A 10830-nucleotide genomic window follows, 5' to 3' on the forward strand; every position below is an offset into this window, starting at 1 on the left:
GCTAATAGCTTAAACCCGTTAAAAACGGGTTGAGAGGTTAACGATTATCAGCCATCAGTAAAATATGCCTTGGGTTAAAACCCAAGGCTAATAGCTTAAACCCGTTAAAAACGGGTTGAGAGGTTAACGATATATTCAATATTGTCAGGGTTGAAATAAGCCCTAAAGGGCTTACTACGAACGAAAAAACAAGATATGAATGTTTTTCTGAAAAAATCTCGCTATGTTTTGGGTTTGTGACCCATTCGGGGCAGTTGCGGCAGGCGATGGGACCCTAGAGGGTGAATTCTGCAAACTCACCCCGACTTTTCCCATTCATGGATGCAGATGGTTTTCCCTGACGGTGAACTAAGTCCTCGAAGGAGACTTGGGGGTTTTGGTGGAGGATGTTGAGAATGGTGAGGAAATCTCGGATCATTTCTCTGGGGGTGGTCATTTTTTCGGCCCCTAAGCGGTTGCTGGCGATGTCTTGGAAGTCTTGAATTTGTTCGTCCTGTAACTGCATTTTATAGCGATAATGGGTGGCGTGGACTTGGGCTAACCGTTGCAGGAGTTGAAAGAGTTCGGTTGGGGTGAGGGGGTTTAATTTAATGACGGGGGCGGTATTATCTTGTAAGTCTTCGGTGAGAAAACGACTTTTGGCGAGACGAGTCCGCCACGCTTCGTCACTCTGTAACCCCCGACGTTGATCTTCGATAAATTTGGGGGTCCCACACACGACTACTCCTAATGAGTCAGCTTTTCCTTGCATGGTGTCGTTAAACATGGCTAGGAGTCGGTCATAGTTACTCTGACGGGACCGACGGTGGGAAATTTTGTACAGGTGGACGGCTTCATCGAGGAAGAGTATTAAGCCTTTGTAACCGATATCGGCGGCGAATTTGGCCCAGAGTTTTATATAGTCGTACCAGGTGTCATCATCGATCATGACGCGGACATCTAGGGCTTGTTTGACTTCGGTTTTGGTGTTAAATTCCCCCCGTAACCAGCGTAAGGCGGCTTCTTTTTTCTCGTTGTTGTCTTCTCGATATCCTCGCCAGTAGGTGATGATGACGTTGGCAAAGTCGAACCCGTGGACTAATCCTTCTAAATGATCGACCACTTCGCGGATTTTGAGTTCGACTTGTTGGTTAAAATCTTCGTCTCCGGGGCGTTTTCCGGTGGTTTGGGCGACTTGGGAGAGGATACTGCTGGTCCATTTTTCTAGGATAAGCGCGATCGCGCCGCCCTGGGGAGAGGTTCGAGTGGCCATATTTTTCATTAACTCCCGATAGGTGGCCACGGCTTGTTTTTTACTCCCGGCCAGACGTAATTCGGAGGACAAGTCTGCATCGGCCACCACAAACCCCTGTTCCATGGCTAAATTACGGATGAGTTGCAGCAAGAAACTTTTTCCAGCCCCATAACGACCGACAATAAAGCGAAAGGCGGCCCCTCCTTCTCCAATGTTTTCTAAGTCTTGGCGGATGGCTTTCATTTCGGTTTCTCGGGCCACCGCAATATGATCTAAGCCAATTCTTGGTACAACTCCCGCAGCTAGGGCGTTAATTAAAGCGGTGGAAATTCGTTTGGGAAGGGTGGGCATTTTTTTTGGGTGATTGGTAATGGGTGATTGGTAATGGGTGATTAATAATTATTCTAGTTTTTTTGGGGGGGGGTTGGTTTCTTGTAAGATGACTTGACAATGTTGGGTTAGGGGGGGGATTAGGTCTTGGTATTCTTCGTGAATTTCGGGGATAACTGTGCTGCTTGGGCTGGCAAATACGGTGTCTCCTAGGGTGTTTAGAGCCTTTTCGTTTAAGGTTTCAATTAAGACTTCGGGCATGGTGGCTAGGGTATCGGCAATGGTTTTTAATTGGGTCTCGTTTTGAGTCAGAATGGCTTGCAAGGCTTCGGTTTCTGGGGACGTTAATTCTTGAACTAATTCTAACCATTCTGAGGGGATTTCTTCTATTTTATCAGCTTCGGGGGACGTTAAAGGAAGATTCTCTAAAATTTCTGATGTTTTTAAGGAATCTGAGGGATTTTTTGCTGGGTCTGAGGGAGGCGGAGATGGAGGGGCTGAGGTGGCATTCTCTGGCGGTTTGGGGTCTGCTGATTTTGTTAAATTATCTGAATTGTCTTGACTTTTTTGTGCTTTTTTGTTAAGCAATTCTTCTTGTTCTTGGGCAATTTTATCTTGGAGTTGTTGCCGTTGGGTTTCGAGTTGCTCTAGTTCTAACTGTTTTTGATAAATTTGAGATTCGGTCTCATACCGTTGGGTTTCGAGTTGGGCGACTCCTTCTTTAATTTCGGCGTGATTTTCCTGTAAATGGTTGTTAGCTAGGGTGAGGGATTGTTTTTGGACTTCTAACTGTTCTTTTTCGAGAAATAGTTGTTTGATTTGTTGTTGAAGACGTTCTTGTTCTTGTTTTTGTTGGGCAATTTTATTTTGTAAGTTGTCCGTTTCCCCTTTTAACTGCTTAAAGCGAATTTCAGCTTGTTGAATTTGAATGGTTTTGCTGAATAATTTATTGTTGAGGTCTTGATCTTCAGACGCTGCTGCTTGTAATTGTTTGGGGGGTTGTTTCGCGGCAAATTGGCGTTTTTGGTGCTGTAAAACCTCAAACTCTTGGTAGAGTTCGCTGCGGTGTTGATGGAGTTCGGAAACTCTGGAAAGCAGTTGGGAACGTTCTTGATGGAGTGCTTGAATACTCCCTTGTAATTCTTGTTGGGTGCGATAGGCTTCTGATAAAGTGGTGTAGAGTTGTTGACGTTGTTCGAGGAGGGATTGGATTTGCGATCGCAAACTCCCCCGTAACCGTTGATCCTGTTCCAAACGACGAAACTCCACCACCAGGGCCCCGGAATAACTGGCCGGAAGCGTCGTCAACCCCGCTAACAGCGCAGGTTTCCATTCACGAAACAGCAAAAACCCCACCCCAACCCCACAGGTTAAGGCCACACCACCGAAAAAAAGCTGATTCACAAGCCGTTGTTTGCTCAATCGCATTATGCTGGGAATTGTGCCAGGGAGTGTCACAGGACACCCGGATCAGACATTATTATAGAGGGATGTTGGGGGAGTACGGGAGAACTCCCAAATTAATCTTTGTCCACCCATCTCTTTTTGCAACAATTGACCGACACCCCCCCAAACCACCCCTTACAATAAAAAATTGACCTTATTACTTCCTTGTAACTCAGATGGATCCCCTAGCATCTTCTATCACCTTTCACCCCTATCCCGACTGCGTTCGCCTACAATTAACCTGTATCCCCGAAGCAGCAGACTCTCATCACTTTACCCTCTGGTTGTCCCTGTACTGTGATCAACAGTGGATGACGTTGTTAGAAGGCCGCTTACAATTTGGCATTAGTCGTGGCCAACTGCAACTCCAGTTTGATGATCACGCTTCTCTCGTGGGAGATGAACAACTCCACGGGGAAATTACCAATGCTGCGGGAGAAACCCTGCATATTGACGCACAACACAGTGATCAGTCCGCTTTTTGGTGTTTAACCCCCCCATTAGAGAAGCATTTACTCAAAGGGACTTGGGAGGGACTTAAATTAGGGACAATTGAAACTGATGTTCCCCTCAACCGTTTAGTCGCATCCTTATCTGTTCCCGTCACCGGAGTTCATCTTACCGATGCGGAGGGGTTATGGAAACATGATATCAGTCCCAATAAACACGCAGTTCTCGAACGCAAATTAGTCCAGTTCCTCTGGAAAAATTGTTTTACCCCCAATTTAAGTTATATCGAACTCCGCACCCCAGAAGCAGCCAAAGTTCAACCTCCCATCACTTCAAACCATCCCCCTACTCCTCAATGTCCTGATTTCCGCATTTTACAGGAAATCATTGACCGACTGGCCCACGGGAAAACGGAAAGTTTCCTAGAATTATTACAACTCGCTGAACTTGATCCCAAAAGTGATTTAACCGGAGGGAATTTACTGGGAACAACTCTGAATGAAATTGATTTAAGTGGTGCAAATTTAAGAGAAGTGAATCTCCGGGGTGCAGAATTAAATGATGCTGATCTCAGTGAGTCTATTTTATCCCGAGCGAGGTTAAGTGGGGCGGATTTGAGTGGGGCATTTTTAGAAAATGCCGATTTATCAGAATGTAATCTCCGTCGGGCCAGTTTAGCTTTAGTTAATTTAGCAGGAGTTGATTTAAGTGGGGCCGATTTAACGGAGGCTAATTTGAGTAATACCAGTTGGACGGGTGCTAATGTGAAGGGGGCTAAATTTGGCAATAATTTAGGACTCTCGGAGGAGTTAAAGGCAAGTCTCAAGACGCAAGGAGCGATTTTTGATGAATAATTATAATTATTTATAAATAATTGTAATACACCTTGGGTTGAACCCCAAGGCTAAGAGCTTAAACCCCTTAAAAATGGGTTAATTGACCCAACAAATACAATCATAATTGACAAAATGATATTGACACAACCAAGGTATTATGTTAACCACAAATAAAGCAGCACAATTAATCCAAAAACAGCGTATCTTTTTTCAAAAAGACACAACAAAATCCGTTGATTTTCGGATGAGACAACTAAAAATATTACAATCAGAATTAAAGGCCAATCAAGAAGAAATTGTCAAGGCTTTACAACAAGACTTAAATAAGCCTGCCTTTGAATCTATTGCCTCGGAAGTTGCCTATGGGATTGAAGAAATTAAATATACTCTGAAACATTTAAAATCTTGGGCGAAACCGACAAAAGCATCAACTTTGTTAACGCAGCTTCCTGCATCTTCCCAAGTCATGGCTGAACCGTTGGGGGTGGTGTTAATTATCGGGCCGTGGAATTATCCTTTCCAGTTAATGATTGCCCCATTAATTGGCGCGATCGCAGCCGGGAATTGTGCTATACTAAAACCCTCAGAACTTGCCCCCGCTACCGCAAAAATTGTCAGCCAAATCATTGAGAAATGTTTTATTTCTGACTATATTACCGTCGTTGAAGGAGACAAAGACACCACCCAAGAACTATTAGCCCAGAAATTTGACCATATCTTCTTCACCGGAGGAACAAAAATCGGTCAAATCATCATGGAAGCGGCGGCAAAACAGTTAACTCCCGTTACCCTAGAATTAGGGGGGAAAAGTCCCTGCATTGTTGAACCCGATATTCATTTAGATTATACAGCCCGACGCATTGCCTGGGGTAAATTTATTAATGCAGGACAAACTTGTATTGCACCTGATTATTTATTAGTCCATCGGCAGATTAAACAACCCCTACTCGACAAAATAAAAGACTATATTAGCGAATTTTATGGGGAAAACCCTGCCGAGAGTCCCGATTATTGTCGTATTATTAATCATCACCATTGGCAACGGTTACAAGCACTCATTGATCCCGATAAAGTGATTATAGGGGGAGACTGTCAGGAAGACGAGCGTTATATTGCCCCCACAGTGATGGATAATGTCACTTGGGAAGATGCAGTGATGGAAGACGAAATCTTTGGGCCGATCCTGCCTATTGTAGAATACAGTGACCTGAATGAAGCCATTGCCCAAGTGAATGGCCAACCCAAACCTTTGGCCCTCTACCTGTTTAGTAAAGATAAACAGAAGCAAAACCGCGTCTTACAGGCCACATCTTCCGGGGGAGTCTGTCTCAATGATACTATTATGCACATTGCCTCCCCGACCTTACCCTTTGGAGGAGTTGGCCAGAGTGGCATGGGAGCATATCATGGGAAAGCAAGTTTTGACACCTTCTCCCACTATAAAAGCGTCCTGAATCGGTCTTTTCTCTTTGATCTCAAACTTCGTTATCCTCCCTATGACGGGAAATTGAAGTTTTTAAACTGGTTATTCCGTTAAAGTGCAACCCAGTTTCTCGGTTTTGCGTCAAGATCGAGAGCATTATTCAATACCTATCCTATAACCCGATGATGAACTGGCTGACTGGTAGATTTCCCCGTGTGAGCTTATCCTATAAGGGGGTATTGCTTACCCTATTGCTGAGTGGTTGGATGAATCCAGCGATCGCGCAGCGTCTCCCTGAGCAAATCGCGCAACTTTCCCCCCCCATCTTCGAGAGTATCCGCATTTCTCCCCTTGGGTTTAACCAGCAAACCTTACGGGGGATTAGTGGGGGAGAAACCAGTGCAAGGGAAATCAGCGATCGCGGAGAAACTGCAACCGGGCCCTGTGTCGGGTTTGTGGACCGAGAACCCGATCATGTGGTCACACTCATCTCCTTTTTTGACTTTCTCTCCCTACAAGTCCAAAGTCCCGAAGACACCACCCTTTTGATTCAAGGACCAGGGGGAACATGGTGTAATGATGACTACCTGAATCAAAACCCAGGCATTGCCGGACAATGGTTAGCAGGAAGTTATCGCATTTGGGTCGGGTCTTACGAAAAAAACACCTATCATCCCTATATTATTCGTCTCACGCAAAATCAGGAGTAATTAATAATTAATTACCTTTAGTAGTGAAACAGCAGAACATATTCGTTTGATGTTGAATAGTAATCAACCCCCAGATAAATCAAGTCAAATAGATGTATTCGCGTTTTCAGAATCATAAAAAACGTAAAACTGGGATGCTAAGACTACAATTAATTAGCCATAAGCATCGCATTAGCTTTTTGTATTAATTCATCCGTTTCTTGCTCAATTTTCTTTTCTTCCACTTCCAATTCTTGAAGCTGATTTTTTAAAACTGCAATTCTTTTTTCGGGTGGTAACTTCTGTAAAAAATCGGCTTCAATTACATTACTTTTTCCTTGTAATGTATGTAATACTTTAGTTAGTTTCTTTTTACTGGATTTCTTGGTTTTGGAGTCAGACAGTTTAGTATTAATCTTTTTAATCAAGTCAGATGTTTCATAGAGTCTATATCCATTTTGAATGACACTAAAATTTGCTCCTTTAATAATCTCTCGGATTAAATAGTCATTGAGTCCTAACGATTTTAGAAATAATTTAGTTACTTTTTGCAAGGGTTGATTCATTTTACTTTCCTCCAGTATTTGCCCAAGGCATTACAAAAAACAAAAAAAGACTGGCAGAACCAGCCTTTTTCTAACCCTGATGCCACAAGACTTAACCTTGCGTCACCACTTCTTTATCCTGGGCTAAAAACTTCTCCAACTCCGTTAACGCATCGGCATCCACCTTGGTTTGCATGGGACAGAATTTAGGCCCACACATCGAACAAAACTCAGCCGTCTTGTAGATATCTGCGGGGAGCGTTTCGTCATGGTATTCTCGCGCACGGTCTGGGTCCAGGGAAAGCTCAAACTGACGATTCCAATCGAAATTATATCGCGCTTCCGACAGTTGATCGTCTCGCTCCCGGGCCCCCGGTCGATGTCGGGCAATATCGGCAGCGTGTGCCGCAATTTTATAGGCAATTAACCCATTGCGTACATCCTCCGCATCCGGCAACCCTAAATGCTCCTTGGGAGTCACATAACACAGCATTGCCGTGCCATGCCAACCCGCCATCGCAGCCCCAATGGCTGAGGTAATATGGTCATAACCCGGTGCAATATCCGTCACCAAAGGTCCTAAAACGTAAAAAGGAGCTTCGGAACATTCTTCCATCTGCTTCTTCACGTTAAACTCAATTTGGTCCATCGGCACATGGCCGGGCCCTTCCACCATCACCTGTACATCATGTTCCCAGGCCCGACGGGTGAGTTGTCCGAGGGTTTTCAACTCAGACAGTTGTGCTTCGTCCGACGCATCATGGACGCAACCGGGACGCAGAGAGTCCCCTAAACTGAAGGAGACATCGTATTTTTTGAAAATCTCGATAATCTCATCAAAATGGGTATAGAGAGGATTTTGCTTGTGGTGGTGTAACATCCAGCGAGCAATAATCCCTCCCCCACGAGAGACAATTCCGGTAATGCGATCGCGCACTAACGGCAAATAATCAATCAACAACCCTGCATGGATGGTCATATAGTCCACCCCTTGCTGGGCGTGTTTTTCGATAATATGTAGGAAATCATCAGGAGTCAGATTTTCAATACTCCCGTGAACACTTTCCATCGCTTGATAAATGGGGACCGTCCCAATGGGGACCGGAGACGCATTAATCACCGCTTGACGAATCTCATCTAAATTCCCCCCTCCCGTGGATAAGTCCATCACTGTATCTGCACCGTATTTCACGGCCAGATTCAGTTTAGCAACCTCCTCATCTAAATCCGAGGAATTGGGAGAGGCCCCAATATTAGCATTCACCTTACATTTGGAGGCAACCCCAATCGCCATGGGTTCGAGGTTCGTATGTTGAATATTCGCAGGAATAATTAAGCGACCTCGGGCCACCTCCTCACGAATTAATTCAACGGGTAAACTTTCTCGCTTGGCGACGTGGTGCATTTCCTCAGTGGTGACACCCTGACGAGCATAGTGCATCTGTGTCACATTGCTCTGACCGCGACGCTTTGCGACCCATTCTTTACGCATATTTAAGTCCTCAAAATAACGGCTTCCCTACGCTGGTGCTAGCCAGTCTCAGGTTCTAAGGGACTATCTCAGCTTAGTTATCTAAGCACCCCTAGCTCAGTATCTGATTTTAGCATTAGATAGAGAAAATGCGAGCATCGCATTTCCCAGACCTTTAACCCCAAGTATGGGGAATGGGCAAACTTTGGGAACTTTGACAAAGTCGTTTGTCCTTGTCTAATGGTAGTTTACACCACTCACCCCCCTTTGGTGACGGCCATCTCTAGACCCCTTTAGCTATAACAGAAAGAGGGATAATCTTAATGCTCTCATAATAAAGTCTGCCCTGCTCTCTTGTTGCTCCCCGTGCGTTGCTCATCTTCTCAAAACATCATGTCTCAGGAACAAAACGAGTTACAACAAAAAATTGCAGACCTCGAAGCCAAAAATTATCGGTTAGAACAGCAATTAGTCGAGTCTCAACAGTTGTACCAGAAAACGACTCAAACCCTCCAGAAAACTCAGCAAGAGCTTCAAAATAAAAACCTCTGTTGGTCTCTCTCCGAAAAATTTTTGCGTCTGGCCATGGATCATTTACCAGAGGCGGCTTTTTGGAAAGATCGAAATTCAGTTTATTTAGGCTGTAATCAACGTTTTGCTCACATTGCAGGGGTCAATTCTCCCAGTGAAATTATTGGCAAAACCGATTATGAATTGCCCTGGAAACGAGAAGAAACAGACTGGTTTCGAGACTGTGATCAACGGGTGATGGAGTCCAATCAAGCAGAATTAGGCATCATTGAACCTCAACAACAAGCGGATGGCAGTCAACATTGGCTAGAAACTAATAAAATCCCCCTCCACGATGAGACCAACCAGGTTATAGGAATATTAGGCACATTCATTGATATTACCCCTAGGAAAACCATTGAAAATGCCTTAGTGGAAAGTGAAGAACGGTTTCGGGTGGTTTGTGAACAAACCGGACAATTGATTTATGATTTTGATGTGGCTGCCGAACGTATTACTTGGGCCGGTGCAATTACAAAAATTACCGGATATGCAGTCGAGGAATTCCAAGAATCCACATTACAGGAATGGGAAGACCACATTCACCCGGAGGATCGCACCCACGCTTTAGAACTCCTAGAACAAGCGATGGCCAACTGTTGTAACTATCGTGTCGAGTATCGCTGGCGGCAGAAAGGGGGAGATTATATCTTTGTGGAAGATAATGGGACGTTTCTCACCAATGAAGCGGGGGAAGCCTATCGGATGTTGGGTACAATGACCAATATTAGCGATCGCAAGCAAGCCGAAACCGCCATACAACAAAAAACCCAAGAACTCCAAAACGCCCTCCAAAAGCTCCAATCCGCCCAATTACAAATTGTGCAAAATGAGAAAATGGCCTCCTTGGGGAATTTGGTGGCCGGAGTGGCCCACGAAATTAATAACCCCCTTGGGTTTCTCAATGGCAGTCTCTACAATATCCGCGAACAGATTGAAGATGTCTTGAACCATTTACAACTCTATCAAAGCCATTATCCACAACCTGCGCCAGCCCTGCAAGAGAATGCTGAAGATATTGATCTGGAGTTTATTCAGGAGGATTTACCGACCGTTTTACCGGCCATGGAAAAGGCCACTAATCGCATTAAGGCTATCAGTAACAGTTTACGCACCTTTTCCCGGGCCGATACAGACTACCAAGTTCGCGCTAACCTCCATGATGGACTGGATAGTACTTTGTTAATACTCAAATATCGTCTCAAGGCCAAAGAAGAACGACCGGCCATTGAAATTATCCGCAATTATGGTGATCTACCCGAAATTCTCTGTTTTCCTGGTCAATTAAATCAAGTGTTTATGAATCTCTTGGCCAATGCAGTGGATATGTTTGATGAGATGGCCCAAGACATTCCCCTCGATTCTCCCACTATCACCCTATCCACCGCCATTGTAGAAGATCAGGTTCAGATTCAAATTGCGGATAATGGGAAAGGGATGACTGAGGAAATGCAGCAGCAAGTGTTTAATCCCCTTTTTACCACCAAAGCAGTGGGAGAAGGGACCGGATTAGGACTGGCGATCGCCCGTCAGATCGTCGAAAATAAACATGGGGGACACCTCTCGGTAGCGTCCATCTTAAACCAAGGGACTACCTTTACCGTCCGTTTCCCTTGGAAAGGATAAACCATTGAGCTTACATTGAGGTTGACATGAAATTTAACATGAAAATTACTCGTTCATGGCCATTACTCACCCAGCCCTGTCAAGGTGAGAAATTGTAGAACGAGACACCGTTGTTTCAGACACTTGTGAGAGACATTTTCTCCCCCTCTCCCAAGGTTGGGAGAGGGGGTTGGGGGGTGAGGGCGACTCCAAACCGCCATATCTCGTTAC

The 10830-nt window shown here is 44.8% G+C and carries 8 protein-coding genes and 1 riboswitch; of the genes, 4 read left to right on the top strand and 4 right to left on the bottom strand.

The genetic code is table 11. The annotated features are described in order from the left end of the window. Positions 1-274 precede the first annotated feature (274 nt). Positions 275-1585, bottom strand: coding sequence for an ATP-binding protein (locus PN462_RS03655; protein WP_272126604.1), 1311 nt, complete (start codon positions 1583-1585; stop codon positions 275-277). Positions 1586-1633: 48 nt separating this feature from the next. After that, positions 1634-2968 carry a tellurite resistance TerB C-terminal domain-containing protein gene (locus PN462_RS03660; protein WP_272126605.1) on the bottom strand — a complete coding sequence of 445 codons (1335 nt, stop codon included), beginning with the start codon at positions 2966-2968 and terminating at the stop codon, positions 1634-1636. A gap of 218 nt (positions 2969-3186) precedes the next feature. Between PN462_RS03660 and PN462_RS03665 the strand changes: the two genes are divergently transcribed. The 3 genes from PN462_RS03665 to PN462_RS03675 all read left to right on the top strand — a co-directional run bounded on the left by PN462_RS03665 (position 3187) and on the right by PN462_RS03675 (position 6429). Then, entirely contained in the window at positions 3187-4314 is a 1128-nt protein-coding gene (locus PN462_RS03665; RefSeq protein WP_272126606.1) for a pentapeptide repeat-containing protein, read from the top strand. A 139-nt stretch (positions 4315-4453) separates the two neighbouring features. Continuing rightward, positions 4454-5833, top strand: coding sequence for an aldehyde dehydrogenase (locus tag PN462_RS03670; protein ID WP_272126607.1), 1380 nt, complete (start codon positions 4454-4456; stop codon positions 5831-5833). A 101-nt stretch (positions 5834-5934) separates the two neighbouring features. Beyond that, on the top strand, positions 5935-6429 hold the full coding sequence (locus tag PN462_RS03675) for a hypothetical protein (protein ID WP_272126608.1): 495 nt from the start codon (positions 5935-5937) through the stop codon (positions 6427-6429). A gap of 149 nt (positions 6430-6578) precedes the next feature. Here the strand turns inward: PN462_RS03675 and PN462_RS03680 are convergent, their stop codons facing one another. Both PN462_RS03680 and thiC read right to left on the bottom strand, forming a co-directional pair. Further along, positions 6579-6974, bottom strand: a complete 396-nt coding sequence (locus PN462_RS03680) for a hypothetical protein (RefSeq protein WP_272126609.1) — start codon at positions 6972-6974, stop codon at positions 6579-6581. Between the two features lie 91 nt (positions 6975-7065). Then, a complete protein-coding gene (thiC, locus tag PN462_RS03685; protein WP_272126611.1) occupies positions 7066-8445 on the bottom strand; it encodes a phosphomethylpyrimidine synthase in 1380 nt (459 codons plus the stop codon). Positions 8446-8452: 7 nt separating this feature from the next. Then, positions 8453-8548: riboswitch (TPP riboswitch) on the bottom strand. A gap of 269 nt (positions 8549-8817) precedes the next feature. Between thiC and PN462_RS03690 the strand changes: the two genes are divergently transcribed. Continuing rightward, entirely contained in the window at positions 8818-10620 is a 1803-nt protein-coding gene (locus PN462_RS03690; RefSeq protein ID WP_272126612.1) for a PAS domain-containing sensor histidine kinase, read from the top strand. Positions 10621-10830: the final 210 nt, after the last annotated feature.

Origin of the sequence: Spirulina sp. CS-785/01, assembly GCF_028330525.1 — a bacterium.
In the GTDB taxonomy this organism is placed as follows: Bacteria; Cyanobacteriota; Cyanobacteriia; order Cyanobacteriales; family Spirulinaceae; genus JAQMSD01.

What these genes read in the sequence shown, in the direction of transcription:
- PN462_RS03655 (WP_272126604.1), bottom strand. Translation starts at nt 1,585, where the DNA reads ATGCCCACCCTTCCCAAACGAATTTCCACCGCTTTAATTAACGCCCTA.
- PN462_RS03665 (WP_272126606.1), top strand. Translation starts at nt 3,187, where the DNA reads ATGGATCCCCTAGCATCTTCTATCACCTTTCACCCCTATCCCGACTGC.
- PN462_RS03670 (WP_272126607.1), top strand. Translation starts at nt 4,454, where the DNA reads ATGTTAACCACAAATAAAGCAGCACAATTAATCCAAAAACAGCGTATC.
- PN462_RS03680 (WP_272126609.1), bottom strand. Translation starts at nt 6,974, where the DNA reads ATGAATCAACCCTTGCAAAAAGTAACTAAATTATTTCTAAAATCGTTA.
- thiC (WP_272126611.1), bottom strand. Translation starts at nt 8,445, where the DNA reads ATGCGTAAAGAATGGGTCGCAAAGCGTCGCGGTCAGAGCAATGTGACA.
- PN462_RS03690 (WP_272126612.1), top strand. Translation starts at nt 8,818, where the DNA reads ATGTCTCAGGAACAAAACGAGTTACAACAAAAAATTGCAGACCTCGAA.